The organism is Pseudoalteromonas sp. Isolate3 (assembly GCF_022398505.1).
GTDB lineage: Bacteria > Pseudomonadota > Gammaproteobacteria > Enterobacterales > Alteromonadaceae > Pseudoalteromonas > Pseudoalteromonas apostichopi.
In genome coordinates this window covers 20,890-42,609 of the sequence record NZ_JAKEVN010000023.1, presented here as the reverse complement: position 1 = coordinate 42,609, position 21,720 = coordinate 20,890, and the positions used below count along the sequence as shown (strand labels likewise).

The 21,720-nt window shown below is 41.5% G+C and carries 18 protein-coding genes; 3 read left to right on the top strand and 15 right to left on the bottom strand.

The features are described 5' to 3' along the window. Window positions 1–10: 10 nt before the first annotated feature. The 3 genes from cgtA to rplU form a co-directional block, all read right to left on the bottom strand. Window positions 11–1,165, bottom strand: coding sequence for an Obg family GTPase CgtA (cgtA, locus tag L1D46_RS07300; RefSeq protein ID WP_130049689.1), 1,155 nt, complete (start codon window positions 1,163–1,165; stop codon window positions 11–13). Between the two features lie 162 nt (window positions 1,166–1,327). Further along, window positions 1,328–1,585 carry a 50S ribosomal protein L27 gene (gene rpmA / locus L1D46_RS07295; protein ID WP_054551015.1) on the bottom strand — a complete coding sequence of 86 codons (258 nt, stop codon included), beginning with the start codon at window positions 1,583–1,585 and terminating at the stop codon, window positions 1,328–1,330. A 16-nt stretch (window positions 1,586–1,601) separates the two neighbouring features. Then, window positions 1,602–1,913: a 50S ribosomal protein L21 gene (gene rplU / locus L1D46_RS07290; RefSeq protein ID WP_036965957.1), complete on the bottom strand. Its 312-nt coding sequence runs from the start codon at window positions 1,911–1,913 to the stop codon at window positions 1,602–1,604. Between the two features lie 410 nt (window positions 1,914–2,323). Between rplU and ispB the strand changes: the two genes are divergently transcribed. Then, on the top strand, window positions 2,324–3,295 hold the full coding sequence (ispB, locus tag L1D46_RS07285; protein ID WP_054562777.1) for an octaprenyl diphosphate synthase: 972 nt from the start codon (window positions 2,324–2,326) through the stop codon (window positions 3,293–3,295). 105 nt (window positions 3,296–3,400) lie between these two features. Here the strand turns inward: ispB and mdh are convergent, their stop codons facing one another. Continuing rightward, window positions 3,401–4,336, bottom strand: coding sequence for a malate dehydrogenase (gene mdh, locus L1D46_RS07280; protein WP_130049690.1), 936 nt, complete (start codon window positions 4,334–4,336; stop codon window positions 3,401–3,403). A gap of 225 nt (window positions 4,337–4,561) precedes the next feature. Between mdh and argR the strand changes: the two genes are divergently transcribed. Then, a complete protein-coding gene (gene argR / locus L1D46_RS07275) occupies window positions 4,562–5,029 on the top strand; it encodes a transcriptional regulator ArgR (protein ID WP_054551012.1) in 468 nt (155 codons plus the stop codon). Here argR and L1D46_RS07270 read toward each other — a convergent pair. The 11 genes from L1D46_RS07270 to ampD all read right to left on the bottom strand — a co-directional run bounded on the left by L1D46_RS07270 (window position 5,026) and on the right by ampD (window position 20,207). Next, the gene (locus L1D46_RS07270) at window positions 5,026–5,925 is read right to left on the bottom strand and encodes a Dyp-type peroxidase (protein WP_130049692.1); all 900 of its coding nucleotides are present in this window, start codon (window positions 5,923–5,925) and stop codon (window positions 5,026–5,028) included. The genes argR and L1D46_RS07270 overlap by 4 nt on opposite strands. Window positions 5,926–5,977: 52 nt before the next feature. Next, window positions 5,978–7,021, bottom strand: a complete 1,044-nt coding sequence (locus L1D46_RS07265; RefSeq protein WP_130049693.1) for an ABC transporter ATP-binding protein — start codon at window positions 7,019–7,021, stop codon at window positions 5,978–5,980. Further along, window positions 7,018–8,652, bottom strand: a complete 1,635-nt coding sequence (locus L1D46_RS07260; protein ID WP_239977181.1) for an iron ABC transporter permease — start codon at window positions 8,650–8,652, stop codon at window positions 7,018–7,020. The genes L1D46_RS07265 and L1D46_RS07260 overlap by 4 nt, the downstream gene beginning before the upstream one ends. A gap of 69 nt (window positions 8,653–8,721) precedes the next feature. Continuing rightward, window positions 8,722–9,726, bottom strand: coding sequence for a Fe(3+) ABC transporter substrate-binding protein (locus tag L1D46_RS07255; protein ID WP_130049695.1), 1,005 nt, complete (start codon window positions 9,724–9,726; stop codon window positions 8,722–8,724). A gap of 782 nt (window positions 9,727–10,508) precedes the next feature. After that, entirely contained in the window at window positions 10,509–11,150 is a 642-nt protein-coding gene (locus L1D46_RS07250) for a tRNA-uridine aminocarboxypropyltransferase (protein ID WP_275668417.1), read from the bottom strand. A 190-nt stretch (window positions 11,151–11,340) separates the two neighbouring features. Beyond that, complete coding sequence (lpdA, locus tag L1D46_RS07245) at window positions 11,341–12,765, bottom strand: dihydrolipoyl dehydrogenase (protein WP_054562783.1); 1,425 nt, start codon at window positions 12,763–12,765, stop codon at window positions 11,341–11,343. A gap of 188 nt (window positions 12,766–12,953) precedes the next feature. Then, a complete protein-coding gene (gene aceF / locus L1D46_RS07240) occupies window positions 12,954–14,849 on the bottom strand; it encodes a pyruvate dehydrogenase complex dihydrolipoyllysine-residue acetyltransferase (RefSeq protein ID WP_239977180.1) in 1,896 nt (631 codons plus the stop codon). Between the two features lie 9 nt (window positions 14,850–14,858). Beyond that, window positions 14,859–17,525 (bottom strand): pyruvate dehydrogenase (acetyl-transferring), homodimeric type, encoded by a 2,667-nt coding sequence (aceE, locus tag L1D46_RS07235; protein ID WP_239977179.1) that lies wholly within the window; start codon window positions 17,523–17,525, stop codon window positions 14,859–14,861. Window positions 17,526–17,610: 85 nt separating this feature from the next. Next, a complete protein-coding gene (gene pdhR / locus L1D46_RS07230) occupies window positions 17,611–18,360 on the bottom strand; it encodes a pyruvate dehydrogenase complex transcriptional repressor PdhR (RefSeq protein ID WP_130049698.1) in 750 nt (249 codons plus the stop codon). A gap of 430 nt (window positions 18,361–18,790) precedes the next feature. After that, entirely contained in the window at window positions 18,791–19,642 is an 852-nt protein-coding gene (gene ampE / locus L1D46_RS07225; protein WP_178926591.1) for a beta-lactamase regulator AmpE, read from the bottom strand. Between the two features lie 22 nt (window positions 19,643–19,664). Then, entirely contained in the window at window positions 19,665–20,207 is a 543-nt protein-coding gene (ampD, locus tag L1D46_RS07220; protein ID WP_178926590.1) for a 1,6-anhydro-N-acetylmuramyl-L-alanine amidase AmpD, read from the bottom strand. A 187-nt stretch (window positions 20,208–20,394) separates the two neighbouring features. On the opposite strand from ampD, the gene nadC reads away from it, so the two are divergent. Further along, window positions 20,395–21,243 (top strand): carboxylating nicotinate-nucleotide diphosphorylase, encoded by an 849-nt coding sequence (nadC, locus tag L1D46_RS07215; protein WP_239977178.1) that lies wholly within the window; start codon window positions 20,395–20,397, stop codon window positions 21,241–21,243. Window positions 21,244–21,720 lie beyond the last annotated feature (477 nt).

The window sequence follows — 21,720 nt, the reverse complement described above, 5'->3', positions numbered from 1 at the left end:
GTTTTAAATTTTATCGTTGGTAGATAACTTCTACATCGTAGTCATCATCATCCCAGTCGTCATCCCAATCATCATCGTCTTGAGAGGTCGCTTTCTGATGATAAGTATCCCACTTAAATTCAACTTCTTCTTTCTCTTCTTCAGCGAATTTCTCTTTCGGCATACTATCAAGTAGCGCCATAATGTCATGACAAAGTGCTTGAGTATTTTGTTTATTCGCAGCAGAGATACGGTAAACATTAGCCTCTTCACCTAGCTCTTCGGCAATTTCATTACACAGGGCTTCAGCTTCACCTTCTGGTAATAGGTCAATTTTGTTAAACACTAACCAGCGCGGCTTTTCAGCAAGTTTAGGGCTGTATTGGTGCAGCTCATTAATAATCGCAAAGGCATTATCAACCGGATTTGTGCCATCAACAGGCATAACATCAATGATATGCAGTAATACACGACAACGCTCTAAGTGCTTTAAGAAGCGAATACCCAGGCCAGCACCATCTGAAGCGCCTTCGATTAGACCAGGGATATCAGCAATTACAAATGACTTATTAGCGTCTGGGCGTACTACACCAAGATTAGGAATAAGCGTCGTAAACGGGTAATCAGCCACTTTTGGTTTAGCTGCAGAAACACTGCGGATAAACGTTGATTTGCCGGCATTTGGTAAACCAAGTAAGCCAACATCCGCAAGTAGCATTAGCTCTAGGCGTAAGCTGCGAACTTCACCAGGTGTACCTAATGTTTTTTGACGAGGCGCACGGTTTGTACTTGATTTAAAACGTGCATTCCCCAAGCCATGGAAACCACCTTTTGCAACAACAACCTTTTGACCATGCTTGGTCAAATCACCTAATGACTCTTCAGTATCAACATCAATGATACGTGTACCCACAGGTACTTTAAGCGTTAAATCAGCGCCTTTTTTACCAGTCATGTTACGGCTTTGACCATTTGTGCCGCGCTCTGCTTTATGAAAACGCTCAAATTGGTAATCAATTAACGTATTTAAGTTTTCATCGGCTTGTAGATACACGCTGCCGCCATCGCCGCCGTCGCCGCCATCAGGACCGCCATCTGGTACATATTTTTCACGTCGGAAAGATACGACACCGCTGCCGCCATCACCCGCGTCACAACGAATTTCTACTTCATCTACAAACTTCATGATTACTCACTTTAAGATTGGCTTGTTAATAACTCTATTATATACCTAAGTGCCCTATTCAGCACCCAATGCCAAGGTGCTTAGGTATATATTTATACGCACTATTATGTGCCTTAAAACAAAAAACCCCGCAAAGGCGGGGTTTTTCAAATATCGAGTTGATTACTCAGCTACGATATTTACGTATTTACGGTTTAAAGGACCTTTCTGTTCGAATTGAACTTTACCATCTGCTTTTGCGAAGATAGTGTGGTCTTTACCGATACCTACGTTTGCGCCAGCGTGGAAACGAGTACCACGTTGACGAACAATGATGCTACCCGCTAGAACTGATTCGCCACCAAAACGCTTAACACCTAGGCGTTTGCTTTCTGAATCGCGACCGTTACGAGTACTACCAGCTGCTTTTTTATGTGCCATTTCTCAGTACCTCTAATTAAGCGCTAATGCCAGTGATTTTAACTTCAGTGAACCATTGACGATGGCCCATTTGCTTACGAGAATGCTTACGACGTCTAAATTTAACAATCTTAACTTTCTCACCGCGACCGTGTGAAACAACCTCAGCTGTTACTTTACCACCGTTTACGAACGGTACACCGATCTCGATTTTCTCACCATCAGCAACTAAAAGTACTGAATCAAATTCAACTGCTGCACCAGTTTCAACGTCTAATTTCTCAAGACGAATTGTTTGACCTTCAGTCACACGGTGCTGTTTACCACCACTTTGGAAAACCGCGTACATAATTAACTCCGTCTGTGCGCCCTCAAATCGACGCAACTAAAATATTCTTCAATAGGGCGCGAAGTTTACGCTAATGTGCAAAAACTAGCAAGCCTCTTTTTCGATAAAATGAATAAAAAATAGCTGCATTGAGAGCAATTCAATATTTTTCTCTATTCTATCTTAAAAACACCACATGCCAAGCGGTTTTTACGATCTCATGACAATTAAATTACGCTAATAATACGCACCTTGAAAATTCAAAAAGCTGATCACTTATTAATCAAGGTTATAAATTTATCTTGGCAAAATTGATCTCAAATAAAAAACTTTACAGTGTTTTTTTAATGAATCATCACAAAATATCGAGCAAGTGCTTTTTTTGTTGTACAATCAGCCCCGTATACCCATAAATATTGGCTCGGAGATCAATGGATATAAAAGCTATCCAGACGTTAATCGAAAATGAAATGGATGACGTCAATCAACTTATACATGCCCAAATGCGTTCAGATGTCGCATTGGTTAACCAACTCGGTTTATACATAGTAAACAGCGGCGGTAAACGCGTTCGTCCTATGTTGGCCATTTTAGCGGCAAAAGCACTCGGTTATGAGGGTAAAGACCACATTACGCTTGCCACTATCATCGAATTTATTCATACCGCTACTTTATTGCATGACGACGTTGTCGACGAGTCACATTTGCGCCGCGGCACACCTACAGCAAATGCTGAGTTCGGTAATGCAGCAAGCGTATTGGTGGGTGATTTTATCTATACACGTTCGTTTCAGCTAATGGTTGGCCTTGGAAAAATGCCAATTATGCAAATTTTGGCTGATGCAACGAATGTCATCGCTGAAGGTGAAGTATTACAGCTAATGAACTGTAACGACCCTGACACCACAGAACAAAGCTACATGCAGGTTATTTACAGCAAAACAGCCAAATTGTTCGAAGCTGCAACAGGCCTTGCCGCAATTATTACTGAGCAAGATGAACAAACCCTTGAAGCATTAAACTTATACGGAATGCATCTTGGGACTGCATTCCAACTAGTAGATGATGTCCTTGATTACAACGCCGATGCCGAGCAACTTGGTAAAAACATTGGCGATGATTTAGCTGAAGGTAAACCTACCCTACCGCTTATCTACGCAATGCAAAAAGGCACTCCCGAGCAAGTTAAGCTGGTACGAGAAGCTATTGAGCTTGGTAATGGTATGGATCACTTAGAGAGCATTCTAGCAGCACTAGCTGACACTAAAGCGCTTGAGTTTGCGATGCAAAAAGCAGAACAAGAAGCTGACAAAGCGATTGCTTGTATTGCTTTCTTACCAGACACACCTTACAAACAAGCATTAGAGAGTTTGGCCCGCATCGCCGTTGCCCGCGATCATTAAACTCTATTTATTCGAGCCATTAAAAAGCCTGCATTTGCAGGCTTTTTTGTTTTCAGCGCTTTTACTAAGTTAACGAATAAGCAAAGCGCCTATCATCTGGCGGAATTAACCGTTGATGAAATCAACACCTTCTTGGATGTCTTTGTTAAGTGTAGCTAGCATGTCGTTTTTAGCTTGCTCTTCGAATGCACTTAACTCACCGTAAGAAAGGATTTCTTCAACGCCGTTTTTACCTAGACGTACTGGGTGTGCGAAGTATGCTGCGTCACCGTTTTCAACTGCAACGTATGCATAATCAACAACTTCTTCACCTTGTAGGCCTTTCACTAAAGACATACAGAAGCGCGCTGCTGCTGCCCCCATTGAAAGAGTTGCTGAACCGCCACCGGCTTTAGCGTTAACAACTTCAGTACCTGCGTTTTGGATACGTGGTGTTAATGCTGCAACTTCTTCATCAGTGAAAGTAACACCTTCAACTTGAGAAAGAAGAGGAAGGATTGTAGTACCTGAGTGACCACCGATCACTGGAACTTTAACTTCAGTTGCGCTTAAACCTTTAAGTTCAGCTACAAAAGCTTCTGAACGGATCACGTCAAGCGTTGTGATACCGAATACACGGTTAGCATCGTAAGTACCCGCTTTTTTGAATACTTCAGCAACGATTGGCACAGTGCCGTTTACTGGGTTAGTGATAATACCTACTAACGCTTTAGGACAGTTTTTAACGATGCCTTCAGCTAATGTTTTGATGATACCTGCGTTTACGTTGAAAAGGTCCGCACGGTCCATGCCAGGCTTACGTGGCATACCCGCTGGGATAAGAACGATATCACAACCAGCTAATGCTGCGTCTAAGTTGTCAGCACCAAAGCCTTCAACTTTAACGTCTGTTGGAATGTGAGAAAGATCAACCGCTACACCAGGAACAACAGGGGCAACATCATATAACGATAATTCAGAACCTGCAGGTAAACTTGTTTTTAATAATAAAGACAATGCTTGGCCGATACCGCCAGCTGCGCCTAAAACAGCAACTTTCATTGGAATTCTCCGTAATTTGAGGTAGGAAATATTTGTGGCCCTAAAGATAATGAAATTAGCGACTAAAAACAAATTTATCCTGCTTATTTCGCGTATAATTTCGACCATAGTTGTAAACTTAGCTGTAAAGACACAGCATTTTGGACGACTTTGTAAACTAATACTGCATAAATATGCAGAGTTGTGTAGAATTACTCCACATTTTATGAATAAAGAAACGGCAACATGCAACCACAAGACAAACAAGAAGCACTAATCAAAGCGTTTAAAGCGCTATTAAAAGAAGAAAACTTCGGCTCACAAGGTGAGATTGTCGAAGCATTGAAAGAGCAAGGCTTTGATAATATTAGCCAAAGTAAAGTCTCTCGCATGTTAAGCAAGTTCGGTGCTGTACGTACCCGTAATGCAAAGCAAGAAATGGTTTATTGTTTACCGGCTGAAATGGGTGTACCAACAGCGAAAAGCCCGCTGCGTCAGCTTGTTATCGATATTATGCATAACGAAATGATGATCATTATTCGTACTAGCCCAGGCGCAGCTCAATTAATTGCTCGATTACTTGATTCTCTAGGTAAGGCGGATGGTGTACTAGGCACTATTGCAGGCGACGACACTATTTTTATCGCCCCTGCGAAGATTTCAGAAATCGATGTCACGCTTGATCGCGTGCGCACTTTATTCGATACAGTTTAAAGCTGCTTTAAAAAGTTTACTGACGGGGCGAAAAACGCAGATCCCATATCGGCTTGAGTAAAATCGAGCCAATGATCATAGCAATCGCCCTGCCCCAACCGGCTCTTTAATACCTGCTCAAACGCATCCCCTTGCGCCGCACACGAAACCATCAAAATCCCCTGTTTATGCACATCACCAAATGGCATGCTTTGATTAAGTAATAGTGGCTGACCGTGCTCATCTTTTAGTTCACTGCGAACCGCATGACTAGTTTCTACAGCAGGCACAATCAAGGTATTATCAAGACGCGTACGCCCCATGATTTGTTCTTGCTCGAACAACGACAAATGCTGCCAGACACTCAAGTCATGCACAAAACGCTGCACATGAATATAGCTGCCTTGGTCTTCAAAGTGCCCCGGTTTGTTGATAAGAGCCGTGCTACGCTTTTGACGACCATGAGGGGTATCACCAGCATAAATAAAGCCATTAAAATCACGCCCATCTAAAAACCGAAAATTACGTACCTGCTCCACCAGCTCTACATCCGGTGTTAATAACTTTAGAATTTGCAGAGCAAATAGATGGTTTACATCTTCGCGGTCTGAGCGAATTTGTACAAACAAGTCAAAAGGCTGTGCACTGATCACATGCTCACTATGAGTCACATTAGGAAAGCTTTGTAATTGACTTGGAATAAATTCGGGCAGGATATGCGGCCAATACTGAGCACCAAGGGCAACCACGCACGACAGCATGGCTTCAGAGAACTGATCTGCAAACTCATCTTGAATAACGCTGACGCGTTTTAGTTTTTTACGTAATGACTCATCATGGCCATCGTAAACATTAAAAAACAGGTGCAAACCATGTAAGTTTGCTTCAGCACAAATCCCAGATTGCGCTTGCGCCATAGTGAATCCTTAGCTTCTCGTTATTTGCACCTAGCCAAGGATTCAAGATTGATTAATCATGAAAAAAATTGACTGTGTGCGGCATTATTTTTATTTTTACAGGCTGCTCAACAGCTAACACGCGATCTTGCTCTGCGGCAACTTCACACTCTTGCCCTGCAATATTGATACGATACACATAACGCGTACCGATAAAGCGTCTTTGCAAGATTGTTAAACTGTTTGCGTCACTGTGAGCAGCTTCGCACAACTGAATATAGTGCGGTCTTATGTACACTTGACCTTGCTGACAATCTACATTGTTCGCCGTCAATGAGTGAACCACACCAAACGCCGTTTCGTATTCAGTTGGCGTTAATACTTTCGCCGTTAAGTATATGCCCGTACCAAGAAACTCTGCAACCACCTTTGAGTTAGGTTGGCTAAATAACTGCTCCGCGGAGCCCTGTTGGGCGATTTTTCCACCATGCATAACCGCAAGCGTGTCGGCAAAGGCGAAAGCTTCTTCCTTCGAGTGGGTAACAAATACCGCAGATACCTGCTGATCTTTAATAATGCGACGTATATCTGCAATAAGCTCAAAGCGTACTTGTGTGTCAATATTCGAAAATGGCTCATCAAGTAATAATAAGCTTGGCTTATAAGCAAGAGCACGAGCAATCGCGACTCGTTGCTGCTGACCACCTGAAAGTTGATGAGGGTAACGTCCAGCACAACCATCTAATTTAACAAGGCTGAGCATTTCGTCCACGCGCTCACGCTTTTGTGCTTTGCTCATATTACTGAGGCCAAACGCAATGTTGTCACTAACCGTTAGATGAGGGAATAACGCATAGTCTTGAAACATCATGCCGATATTACGTTTTTCAGGTGCAACAAATAGTCCGCTATCATTGACCACATTTGAATCTATGCTCATATAGCCTTGCTCGGGCTGTAAAATCCCCGCGATTGCCTTTAAGGTGGTGGTTTTGCCACAGCCACTTGCGCCAAGCAAACAAACAATTTCATCTTGCTCAACATTAAGATTGAGCTCACTCAACACCTTAGTGCCATTATACTGATAAGCTAGGTCTTGAATTATCAAATGACTCATGAGTGATTTTGCTCCATCGAACGATTAACGAAATACAAAGGAATTAATCCAACTAACACGATAAACAAAGCTGAAATAGACGCAAGCTCTAACTGCTCATCACTAACATACTGAAAAACATGGGTCGCAAGCGTTTCAAAATTAAAAGGCCTAAGTAATAAAGCTGCTGGCAACTCTTTCATGCACTCAATAAATACTAACAAACCAGCAGTAAGAATCCCTCGTTTTAACAACGGTAAATGTACCCGCCATAAGGTTTGTAATGGTCCTTTGCCCATTGATTGACTAGCCATATCTAGCGATGGACTAATACGCAGAAAGCTACTTTCAAGCGCACCATGCGCAATCGCATAAAAACGCACAACATAAGCAAAGATCATGGCAAATAAAGTGCCACTCAAAAGTAACCCAGGCGATAAACCAAAAGGCTCAAGCCAGTTATTTAATGCATCATCTAGCTGAGTTAATGGGAGTAATACGGCAATGGCCAACACTGTACCTGGCAAGGCATAACCTGTACTTGCTAAACGTCCAGGAAGTAAAGAGTAAGCTTGTTTAGCAATTCGCTGATAAAACAATACCAACAAGCTCAATAGGATGGTTGCAATACTCACCACAACAGCGACTTTAAAACTCTGCCAAGCGTAATTAAAAAATGCCCCATTCCATGCTTCATCGGAATACGCAATGGCGTACTTAATTAACACCCCAACAGGCAGTATAAAAGCAAGTAACAGAACTAACATGCAAGCTAAGCTTGCAGCCCATGCAGCACAGCCTTTTAAGCGATATAATGTTGCGCTGTTGATACTTGACTGACGTTCATATACAGCTTGATTACGTCGGCTAAAGCGCTCCACCATGATGGTTAAAAACAAAATGAGTAGCATAATGCCAGAGATTTTCGCTGCAGCCGTCAATGAGTAATAGCCAAGCCAAGTATCGTAAACAGCAGTCGTTAATGTACTCACCGCAAAATAATTAACGGTGGCAAAGTCAGCCATTGCTTCCATGCTGATTAATGTTATTCCTGCCACAATAGCCCCTCGACCAAGGGGCAAACTAACTCTTAAGAAACTTTTAAATGGCGATAACCCCATCAACTGACTAGCTTGTACTAATTTAAAAGACTGCTCTCTAAGCGCTGTTTTAAAAATAAGGAATAAGTATGGATAGAGTACCAGAGCAATCATAATAATGGCCCCGGTTAACGTACGAATATCAAAAAACCAATAATCATCTGGTGATTGCCAACCAAACCACTCTCTTAGCGCTATTTGAATTGGCCCAGCATAATCAAGTAAGTCAGTATACACATAAGCTATGAGGTACGTTGGCATTGCTAATGGCAGCATTAAAGCCCACTCAAACTGCTTACGTCCCGGAAAATCACAATAGGCAGTTAACCAAGCTAACGGTAAAGCAATAACGCAGCTTAATAGTCCCACTCCGACAATGAGTAATAGCGTATTACGGGTATAATCCCAAAGCACCGTGTCAAATAGGTGCTGAAATACGTCTGAATCCCCTTGCAGAGATTCAAATAACAAAAAGCCTAATGGCGTAACAAGCAACAGGCCAATAAGCCAGGCTATAAGCTGCCAACGCGACAGCGAAAACTTCACATGCATAAGTGGATTAATACCAGATAAAATAAAAGCTGTTAAAAAACAGCTTTTATAAAACGAGGTGTGTTCTCGTTATAAATCAAATTTTACTTCGTCAATTAGCTTCAGTGCCACAGGGCGATATTTGCTGATCTCATCAAGAGGAAGACTGTCTTCTTTAAATTCCCCCCATGATGCAACCATCTCAGATAATGCAACCCCTTGCTTTACTGGGTATTCCATATTAACTGAAGCATACATATTTTGCGCCTTATTGTCGGTCATATACTCAATCAGTTTCAAGGCATTTTCAGGGTTTTTAGCGTAACGGGTCATAACAACGCCCGATACGTTAATATGAGAACCACGGTTAGTTTGATTAGGGAAGTTAATATAAACAGCTTCTGCCCAAGACTTTTGCTGCTCATCTTGCAGCATTTTACCGAAATAGTAGCTGTTGCCTAACGCCAGATCACATAAGCCTTCTTTCACAGCTTTTACTTGTGCTCTGTCATTACCTTGCGGCTTACGCGCTAAATTAGCTTTAACACCTTCTAGCCATTGCTTAGTTTTTACTTCGCCATGGTGAGCAACCATCGAAGCAACTAAACCTAAATTGTATGGGTGTTTGCCTGAGCGCGTGCAAATTTTGCCTTTGTACTTTGGATCGGCTAAATCTTCATATGTTAACTCAGAAAGAGCACCAATACGCTCTTTTGCAGAGTATACATTACGTACACGTTTAGTAAGCGCTATCCACTGACCATCCGCATCGCGAAAGGTGCTTGGCACATTCGCATTTACCACATCACTATTAATTGATTGTGTTAAACCTAAATCTTCTAATTGAATAAGTGCACTAAAATTTGAGGTTAATACTAAATCAGCTTTACTGTGCTTGCCTTCACGCTTTACACGCTCAATCAGACCTTTTTTCGCAAATACCACATTAGTTTTAATGCCAGTTTGCTTAGTGAAATCATCCAAAATAGGCTGAATTAAGAATGGCTGGCGAAACGAGTAAATATTTACTACGTCTGCAGCAAATGCCGGCACGCTCAATAATGCGCTAACTAATACTAAGGCTGTTTTCTTCATTTTATAGCACCTAAATAATAACAATTATCAAAATATTTTACCTAGAGTTAGCGCAAAGTGCACCCGTTTAAACTCATATTTCAATCAACCTAGCTGTCATTTAGGAATTTACATGTAAGAGATGTCTCACCTATATGGCAGCAATTGAGTAAAAAGCACCAGAAAACACTGCCAAAAAACACATAACCAATTGAAATTTAATAATATATATTAAATGACAATAAAATAACCAATAGATTAAGTAGGATTTTGACCTACTCAGCTTTGACCATTTCTCTATAATTATTTACATCAACTAAGCAAGAAGCTTAATGAGTAGATGGATAAGGAAGCATTACTCATAAAACCGCGGAATAAGGTTCATTTGGAGAATAAGGAATTAAGGACAGGCTCAGGAAGAGTAACGCAAAGGAGTGACAACCTACGGACAGCATCAGGATGATGTGGAATGGAATAACAGCAGGATGTTGTTATACAGGAAGTTAAAAAAGTGGAACAAAGGACAGGCCGTTAGGGCATCGCAACGGATTTGCAAATAAAGGGATAGTGTCTGGATGACACGTAAGGGAAGGGTAAAGTAATTACCAGCAAGGATGTAATGGACTTACAAGGAAACAAGGCGGGATTGCCTTATATTACACAGAACCAATAAGTAAAGTGTAATCGCATGGAGTGGCAAAGTTTAGGGAGTTGATTAGATTCAATTGCAGGATGCAAAAAATTAAGAAGATTCCGCAAGCGCGACTAGAGATAGTTCGCGCTTTTCTTTTATCCAAAAGGAACTACTCTGGACGCCCTTTATTTCTCTTACCAAGCAAGTATGCATCTCTGAACTTAAAAAAATGTTCCTCTAGCTTTTTCGTAGCATCCATTTCACCAGCTAGCTCAAGCACCATAATAGCAACCTCAGCGGTGCCTAATTGATGCTCATGTGGGGCAACACGCAATCGATAATCTGAGAGCTTTTCAGGCGTAATAGAAAGCACAGGTAAGTTATCTAGATAAGGGCTTTTACGGATCATTTTCTTTGCTTCGCGCCATGTACCGTCTAAAAAGATAAACAATGGACGTTTACCGTCCTCAGGCACTACTTCAGTGATCACACGGGTTTCATCTTCAACATCACTAGCAGGAAAAATAACCATGGGCTGATACTGTGGATCTGCCAATAAGCTTAACAAAGCATCATCTGGGTTCGTTCTATCCCATTTAAAAGCGTGGTTATCTGGAACGATCTCAGCAATTAAACGCCCAGTATTTGATGGCTTAAAACTCTCATTGTGATACATAAGTAAGCAGACCGCCGATTCACTCTCAGCCTGCTCTACCCCTTCGCAGATACAATAATGCTCAGCTAATAAACAGCGCTCACAACGCGTTAATTTAGCTCCTCGCGCTTTAAATTCACGACGAGACTCAGCCATTTGTAAAGCACGAAGTACTAACACGGAGTTATTTGAGATAGTAGCCACTGTATTTACCAGAAAATTGAACGGCGCGTATTGTAGCTAAAAATAAGGGGAATAGATATTAATCTGAGTGGTTTGTTATAGCTCTAAACTAAAACAAAAAACCCAGCAGAAGCTGGGTTTTTAAGCTATTCGTCAAAAGAACTTACTTCTTTTTAACTGCTTTTTTATTTGGAAGGTCAGTGATTGAACCTTCGAAGATTTCAGCAGCTAGACCGATTGATTCGTTTAACGTTGGGTGAGCGTGAATAGTTAACGCTAGGTCTTCACCGTCTGCGCCCATTTCAACTGCTAGGCCGATTTCGCCTAACATTTCACCTGCGTTGATACCAACCATAGCACCACCGATAACACGACCTGAGTCTTTATCGAAGATTAGCTTAGTTTGACCTTCAGTACGTGCAGAAGCAATCGCACGACCAGAAGCTGCCCAAGGGAATACTGCAGTTTCGATGCTTAAACCTTGCTCTTTAGCTTCTTTCTCAGTTACACCAACCCATGCAATTTCAGGATCTGTGTATGCGATTGAAGGAATGCACTTAGGATCGAAGAAATGTTTCTGGCCAGAAATAACTTCTGCAGCAACGTGAGCTTCGTGAACCGCTTTGTGCGCAAGCATTGGTTGACCAACGATATCACCGATAGCGAAGATGTGATCAACGTTTGTTTTAAGCTGTTTATCAACATTGATGAAACCACGCTCATCAACGTTAACGCCCGCTTTGTCAGCGTCAAGTAATTTACCGTTAGGTGTACGACCCACAGCAACAAGTACTTTGTCGTAACGTACTGCGTCAGCCGGTGCGTTTTTACCTTCGAATGAAACGTATAGACCGTCTTCTTTCGCTTCAACGCCAACAACTTTAGTAGAAAGCATTACGTTGAACTTGTTCTTAACGTATTTTTGGTAAATCTTAATAACGTCTTTATCAGCTGCTGGTACTAATTGATCAGCAAACTCAACTACGTCGATTTCAGAACCTAGCGCACGGTATACAGTACCCATCTCAAGACCGATGATACCACCACCTAAAACAAGTAGTTTCTCAGGAACGTCTTTAAGCTCTAAAGCACCCGTTGAATCAATTACACGGTCATCTTCAGGGATGAAAGGTAAGTTAACAGGTTGAGAGCCTGCAGCAATAATAGCATTATCAAAAGTGATCGTTGTTGTACCGTCTTCACCTTCAACAGCAAGGGTGTTGCTACCAGTGAATTTACCGTAGCCGCTAACTACTTTCACTTTACGCATTTTAGCCATGCCGTCTAGGCCGCCAGTTAATTGGCCGATTACAGACTCTTTCCAATCACGGATTTTGTCTAGGTCGATTTCAGGCTTACCAAAAGTAACGCCGTGAGATGACATTTCAGCTGCGTCATCAATCACTTTAGCTACGTGTAAAAGTGCTTTTGAAGGAATACAACCCACATTTAGACATACACCGCCTAACGTGTTGCGAGATTCTACTAATGTAACTTCTAAGCCCAAGTCAGCAGCACGGAAAGCCGCAGAATAACCACCAGGACCACCGCCTAGTACAACAACTTGAGTTTTTAATTCGTTGCTCATGCTATTACCTTAAATGTTTGAACGGGACACTGCCCTTAAGTTTAACTGCCATGTTTCTGCAAGGCAGAAAGGGAGAGCAGATATCTATACCAAGATTGTTCTATGGCAAAGATTGTATCATTGCCAATGGTAAAAATCCCAGCAAAAAACAACTTGCTGGGATTTGATTCTTATAAATTATGAAACGATTACATCACCAATTGACGGATATCGCTCATATAGCTTGCTAGTGTCACAGTAAAGCGTGCCGCTAGTGCACCGTCAATAACCCTATGGTCGTATGACATTGATAATGGAACCATTAATTTAGGCTCAAACTCTTTGCCATTCCACTTAGGCTTCATTTCTGATTTAGATACACCTAAGATAGCAACTTCTGGCGCATTCACAATTGGTGTGAACGCTGTACCACCGATACCACCGAGGCTTGAGATTGTGAAACAACCGCCTTGCATATCAGATGAAGTTAATTTGCCTTCACGTGCTTTCTTAGAAATATCCATCAATTCGCGAGAAAGCTCAATGATGCCTTTCTTATCAACATCTTTGAAAACAGGAACAACTAAACCATTTGGCGTATCAACTGCAACACCAATGTTGATGTACTTCTTCAAGATTAAGCTTTCGCCGTCTTCAGATAGAGAAGAGTTAAACGTTGGGAATTCAGCAAGTGCTTTCGCAGCAGCTTTCATTACGAACACAAGCGGCGTGATTTTAACACCTAGCTTTTTCTTCTCTGCAAGGGCATTTTGCTCTTTACGGAATGCTTCTAGGCTTGTGATATCCGCTTCATCAAACTGTGTAACATGTGGGATTTGTACCCAGTTACGGTGTAAGTTAGCACCTGATAGCTTCTGGATACGAGAAAGTTTCTTCTCTTCGATCTCACCAAACTTAGCAAAATCTACCTTAGGCCAAGGGATAAGACCTAACTCACCGCCACCGGCATTACCTTTACCTGCAGAAAGCTGACCTGACTCAACTTTCTTCACAAGGTCTTTCACGTAATTTTGTACGTCTTCTTTAACAACACGACTCTTACGACCCGTGCCTTTTACGTTTGCTAGGTTAATACCAAACTCACGCGCTAAACGACGTACAACTGGCGATGCATGTGCATAGGCTTTGTTATCTGCAAAACCTTCGTTGCTTGCCGGTGCTGATGCAGGCTTTTCAGCCGCAGGCGCTTTTGCTGCAGGTGCAGGAGCTGCTTCAGTTTTTGCAGGAGCAGGTGCCGCTGCTGCGGGTGCACTACCCGCTACCTCAAATACAAAGATAAGTGAGCCAGTTGATACTTTATCCCCAGCTGCTACTTTGATTTCTTTAACTGTACCGGCAAATGGTGCAGGTACTTCCATTGATGCTTTATCGCCTTCAACGTTTAAGATTGATTGATCTTCTTCAACCTTATCGCCAACAGCAACCATCACTTCGGTTACTTCAACTTCATCACCACCAATATCAGGCACATTTACTTCTTTAGTGCTTGATTCAGCTGGAGCCGCTTCTGCTGGAGCTGATTCTGCAGCTGGTGATTCTGAGCCACTTGATGCAGTTTCAAACACAAAGATTAAAGAGCCCGTTTTTACTTTATCGCCAGTCGCGATTTTGATCTCTTTAACAGTCCCTGCGATTGGCGCTGGTACTTCCATTGACGCTTTATCGCCTTCAACGCTTAATAAAGATTGCTCTTCTTCAACCGTGTCACCTACCGCAACCATGATTTCAGTTACTTCAACTTCATCATCGCCGATATCTGGTACAGTGACTTCTTGTGTAGCTGAACCTGAAGATTGCTGAGCAGGTTCTGCTTTAGCAGCTTCTTTTGTTTCAGAAGGTGCAGAAGCTTGCTCTTCACCTTCGAAGATCATGATAAGTGAACCTGTGGTTACTGTATCACCTTCAGCTACTTTAATTTCTTTAACCGTACCTGCTTGTGCAGCAGGTACTTCCATTGATGCTTTGTCGCCTTCAACCGTTAGTAACGATTGGTCAACCTCAACCTTATCGCCAACGCTAACAAGGATTTCGGTTACTTCAACTTCATCGCCACCGATATCTGGTACATTAATTTCAATACTCATTGGAACCTCTTATGCGTATAGCGGGTTAACTTTGTTTGTGTCGATGTCAAATTTCTTGATTGCTTCAACAACCACTGACTTCTCAACTTCACCACGTTTAGCAAGCTCAGATAGTGTTGCAACCACAACATAACCAGCATTCACTTCGAAGTGACGACGCAAGTTTTCACGGCTATCAGAACGACCGTAACCATCAGTACCCAACACTTTATAGTTGCTGCTTGGTACAAATGAACGAACTTGCTCAGCATAGTTCTTCATATAGTCTGTTGCAGCTACAGTCACGGCATCTGTTAATGCGTTGGTGATGTAAGCAGTCTTCTGTTCTGCTTCAGGGTTAAGCATGTTGAAACGCTCAGCATCTTGACCGTCACGTGTTAACTCATTGAATGAAGTTACAGAGAATACATCAGAACCAATGCCATACTCTTCGCTCAGGATTTGTGCTGCTTTACGCACTTCCATCATGATAGTACCTGAACCTAGTAACTGTACTTTTGCTTTCTCGCCAGCCACAGTTTCAAGTTTGTAGATACCTTTACGAATACCTTCTTCAGCGCCTTCAGGCATAGCTGGTTGATGGTAGTTTTCGTTCATTAGCGTTAGGTAATAGAACACGTTTTCTTGGTCTTCACCGTACATGCGACGGATACCGTCTTGCATGATTACCGCTACTTCGTATGCGAATGTCGGGTCATAAGAAATACAGTTAGGAACCGTGTTAGCAAGAATGTGGCTGTGACCATCTTCGTGCTGTAAACCTTCACCGTTTAGCGTTGTACGACCTGCAGTAGCACCTAGTAAGAAACCACGAGCTTGTTGGTCACCAGCCATCCACGCCATATCACCTACACGTTGGAAACCAAACATTGAGTAGTAGATGTAGAATGGGATCATTGGTAAATCGTTAGTGCTGTATGATGTTGCAGCAGCAACCCATGATGACATTGCACCTAACTCGTTGATACCTTCTTGTAGTACTTGACCTGATGTAGCTTCTTTATAGTAAGAAACGATATCACGGTCTTGAGGTGTGTAGTTTTGGCCATGCGGGTTATAAATACCAATTTGACGGAATAAACCTTCCATACCAAAGGTACGTGCTTCATCGGCGATAATAGGAACGATGTTTTTACCAATGCCTTTATCTTTTAGTAACACGTTAAGTGCACGTACAAAGCCCATTGTTGTAGAGATGTCACGTTTTTGCTCTTCAAGTAGCGGCTTGAACGCGTCAACTTCTGGCAATGTTAGGCTTTCAGAAAACTTTGGAATACGCTTAGGCGTGTAACCTTGTAGCGCTTCACGGCGTGCATGAAGGTACTTATACTCTTCAGAGCCTTCTTCAAGAGTTAAGTATGGTAAGTCTTTAATTTCTTCGTCTGAAACTAAGTCTTGTAGACCTAAACGTGAACGTAAGTGTTCAACATGGGTCATATCCATTTTCTTAACTTGGTGTGCGATGTTTTTACCTTCAGCAGCGTCACCCATGCCGTAACCTTTTACAGTTTTCGCTAGGATTACTGTTGGACGATCTTTGGTTTCTTCCGCTTTTTTGAATGCAGCGTAAAGTTTTGATGGCTCATGGCCGCCACGCTTAAGCGCGAAGATCTCTTCATCAGTCATATCAGCAACAAGCGCTGCTGTTTCAGGGTAACGACCAAAGAAGTGCTCACGTACGTACGCACCATCTTTTGCTTTATATGTTTGGTAATCACCGTCAATGGTTTCGTTCATTAACTGAAGCAATTTACCTGTTGTATCTTTAGCTAGTAAGATATCCCAACCGCTACCCCATACAACTTTAATTACGTTCCAGCCAGCACCTTTGAATAGGCCTTCAAGCTCTTGAATGATCTTACCGTTACCCATTACTGGGCCATCTAAACGCTGTAAGTTACAGTTGATTAGGTAACATAGATTATCTAATTTCTCACGAGCTGCGAATGAGATTGCACCGCGTGATTCTGGCTCATCCATCTCACCATCGCCTAAGAAAGCGTATACACGTTGGTTTTTAGTATCTTTTAAGCCACGACCATCTAAATATTTTAAGAAACGAGCTTGGTAGATTGATGCAATTGGACCAAGACCCATCGATACTGTAGGGAACTGCCAAAACTCAGGCATTAATTTAGGGTGTGGGTATGAAGGAAGACCGTTACCATCAACTTCTTGACGGAAGTTATCAAGCTGCTCAGCTGTTAAACGACCTTCAACGAATGCACGAGCATAAATACCAGGAGAGATGTGGCCTTGGTAATAAACTAAGTCACCGCCATCTACATCGTTTGGTGCTTTAAAGAAGTGGTTAAAACATACTTCATAGAATGCAGCTGAAGACTGGTAAGAAGCCATATGGCCGCCTAAGTCTAGATCTTTTTTCGACGCACGTAATACGATCATGATCGCATTCCAACGGATAATTGAACGAATACGACGTTCAATGTTTACGTCACCTGGGTAAGCAGGTTCTTGATCTACCGGAATGGTATTAACGTAGTTAGTGGTTGTGCCAGTAGGCATATCAACACCGTCTAAACGGGCTTGCTCTAACACTTGCTCAAGTAAGAATTGAGCACGTTCAACACCTTCTTCACGCACAACAGACTCAAGGGCTTGTAACCACTCTTGTGTTTCTAGCGCGTCTACGTCAATTTTATTGACTTCAGACATATGGAGGTTTCCTTATGTTTAAAATACTAATTATTTTAATAAATCTTAAAATTAAGTTGTTAACTAAACTTAGCTAATCACTTGCTTAATGTTGTTTGGTGCGTCTTAAACTACGTTCAATCCGCGAATGCTCTTTGCCAGCCTCAAGTAAGGCTTCTTCGATAAAGGCTAAGTGAGCATTACTAGCAAGACGAGCTTGCTCTGGGTTTCCTTCAATAACCGCATCCATCAACAGTCGTCTATGTTCTGCGAGCTGTTGGCTGATCTGTGGTTTTTTTAACAGTACAGTTAAATTCTGTAATACATTTTGCTCAAGCAATGCCTGCATGCCACGTACTAAATGTAGTAACACAACGTTATGAGATGCTTCTGCCACACTAAAATGAAATGCGTTAATTGCTTTTGCTTTTTGCACAAGGTCGTCATTAACGAGCGCAATATTGTCAAAGCTTTGTTTTACTTTTTTAAAGTCATTTGTCGTACCGCGCATAGCCGCATAGTATGCAGCAATTCCTTCAAGGGCATGACGAAATTCTAGTAAATCAAATTGTGACTCTGGATGCTTACTAATCAAATCAAAAAGCGGATCAGTGAGCCCCTCTTCAAGCTGATTTTTTACAAACGTTCCACCGCCTTGGCGACGCGTTACTAATCCCTTGGCTTCAAGTTTTTGAATTGCCTCTCGTAATGATGGTCGCGATACTTCAAATTGTTTCGCTAATTCACGTTCAGGAGGCAGCTTTTCGCCTGGCGCTAACGACCCCTCAAGAATCATATTCTCAAGTTGTTGTAAAATTACATCAGATAACTTTGCTGCTTTAATCTTTAAAGACATTTATTAACGTCCGCATTATTATGCGCTAACCCCATAAATATCGGGTACTTAGCCTTGTGCTTTGACCAAAAAGGTAAATTGGTCATACCAAATTTATCGCATACGTTATCAAAAACCCGAATTTCTGTCAATTTCACTACACTCAGCGCCCGGTTACACCCTAACGCAATTCGTCTAAAGATTAAACAGTATGGATTAAAGTGGCTTTTTCTAAAGGAAAAAACAATAAAAAATAAATGGTCAGACCAGATTGGGCAGCTGAGCTTTTAGAGGTCAGGTTTTAAATGTTAGTTGAATTGAGTAGCTTTGTAGCAGCGGGTAGAGGTCAGGTTTTAAATGTTAGTTGAATTGAGTAGCTTTGTAGCAGCGGGTTTACCCCGCGACAAAACTCGAACACACCTATAAATCAAAACGCGATATAAAATCGCGCCTACGCCAAGCCACCAAACAGGGTTAATGCAGCGATAATCACTAAAAAGAACAAGACATTTCTTTTTACAAGCTTCATCATGCAAGTGGCTTCATAAGTACAGCCAAAATGTTGTTGCTCGATTTGCTCAGCGGCAAGAGCGGTTTGCGTAACAACTTTTCGGTTACTCACTGAAAAGTCGAGCACATACTTCAGCCAACAACTAGTACCTTTATTAAAGTTACCAATTACTAAATAACCAAAGCTCGCAACCCGTGCTGGTAACCAGTCAAGCCAGAATAATAAACTATGGATTAGTTTAAAACGCTTAGCGTAGGGAACATGGTGATCATCTCTTACTTTGTCAGCAAAAGTACGAACCAGCGCATAAAGAACCGCACCAGGTACACCTAAAACCACAAACCAAAAAATAACGGCACAATAAAAGCGAAAATTTAACCAAGCTAAAGTTTGTCCAAAGGTCTCTCCAAGCGGCTCATCTTCTGTTTTCTTTTGGCCCATTTGTAATGCATATAAGGTAGCCGCTTCTTGATCGTTTCGTGTTAAGGCATTTAAGTAAGACTTATACAAAGCACGTTGCTTAGCACAGCCAAAACAAACCAGCAGCACAGCAACATTCACAGCCAACTGCCAGATAATAAAATCAGAGAGTTGATAAACTAACCCCGCGGCAAGTACAGGTAACATTAACCATATCAAAAAACCAATTGGCGAATTAAACAACCCCTTTTCTGACAGTTGCTTTTGCGAATGCTTTAAATAGGTATTGGCATAAAAACCGATTTGCCAGTAATCAGCTCGAGCTCCTAAACGTTCAATCACCAAAGCAATAATTATTGAAATTAAGATCATGCTTTTACCTATATCCTTTCAACTAAAACACTAAATCAAAATAGTACTGCCAATCAAAACTACTACCCGGATCAGTTTTTCTGCCGGGAGCAATATCACAATGGCCAACAATGCGTGAACGGTTTATTGCAGGATACTTATCCATTAACGCCTTAGTCACTAAGTGTAATGCATTATATTGTGCTTGGGTATACGCTTGCGTATCTGTGCCTTCAAGCTCAATGCCCACACTAAAGTCATTACACTGCTCTCTGCCTTCAAACATTGAGATACCCGCATGCCAAGCTCGCTTCTCAAAAGGCACGTACTGAATAATTTCACCCGTGCGACGAATAAAGCAATGCGCAGACACTCTTAACCCTTTTAAATCAACAAAGGTTTCATGTGCCGTACAATCAATTACCCCCATAAATAAATCATCAACATAGGGCGTTGCAAACTGCCCCGCTGGCAATGAGATATTATGAATAACAAGTAATGATACTTCGTTTTCAGGGCGCTCATCAAAATGTGTACAAGGCCTTTGTAACACATTGTTTAATTGCCCTAATTCATTTATATGCATATTAAAAACTAACGATGACAATAAAGTTAAATAGTGTAAAGGGTTAAAAACTCAGGGTCTAGTTGCTTTAATTTACTCGCTTAAAGTGAGGCTAAGGTTACATAAATATGGGCAATCTTTGTCTTCTATTAAGAAGTTAAACATAGTAAAATTTCGCCAATTTATTAATAAACAATGAGCTTTAGACATGTCAGTCCCTCACACTTTAATTAGCCAACTGGTAAAACTTGCCCTTGATGAAGATTTAGATTACCAAAGCGCAAATGACGGTGATATTACCGCGCAACTAATTCCAGAAAACGAGCTAGCCAATGCCAAGGTAATTACCCGTGAAGACTGTGTATTTTGTGGTAAAGACATTATTTTAGAAGTATTTAACCAAGTCGACCCTTCAGTAAAAGTTGAGGTACTAGTAAATGACGGCGACAGAGTCAAAGCAAATTCTACGCTCTTCACTGCATCTGGCTCAGCTCGGGCTATTTTAACTGCAGAGCGAACTGCCCTTAACTTTGTACAAACCCTCTGTGGTACAGCAACAACAACCGCTCATTATGTAAAAGAACTTGAAGGCACGAGCACGCAACTACTCGATACGCGCAAAACCATTCCGGGCTTACGTGCCCTACAAAAATATGCTGTAAAGTGTGGTGGCGGCGCGAATCATCGCATCGGCTTGTTTGATGCCTTCCTAATTAAGGAAAACCACATTGCTGCCTGTGGTGGAATTGATAAAGCAGTCGCACAGGCTAAAATCAACCACCCCACAAAGCCAGTTGAAGTGGAAGTGGAATCACTTGATGAGCTTGAACAAGCGATTAACGCAGGGGCTGACATCATCATGCTTGATAACTTTACCGTAGAGCAAATTCAACAAGCAGTCGTGCTTACAGATAAGCGAGCAAAACTTGAGGTATCTGGCAATATGACACTTGAAACCTTAAAAGCCTATTCACAGGCAGGTGTTGACTTTATTTCAAGTGGCGCACTTACAAAAAATTTACAATCAATCGATCTTTCAATGCGATTTAACGGCTAAAATTCTGCTTTACGTATTTAATGTTTTACCTAATTCGTTGACAAGAAATTAAAAAAAGCATTAAATACGTAAAAAGCCTGAGCTAGTAACAAAAAACCAACATTCATTCAGCGTTTTTAATTATTTTGTATACCCATGTCCTGAACCTACACAAGATTGCAATCAATTCAATAAGTTCCTAAAGAGATGCGGTGTTTATAAATAGTACAAAGAACTAGATCTAAGCTTATTTTACATCAAACAAAGGTAGGAAAGTTCTGAAAAACTGCTTATTGAACAGGAAAATGGCTTCCAAAAACGCTTAATAATGCTAAAGTAAATTTTATGAACTCTGAACATAGGATGTTCTAGTAAAACTTTGTTAATCATCAAGCTTTACTCAAACTGACTTTAAGTAAAACTGTAAGATTTATCCTGTAAATTGAGCCTTGGTTTTACAACGCTGAAGTTACAGCTAAACTTACTGAATAATTATAT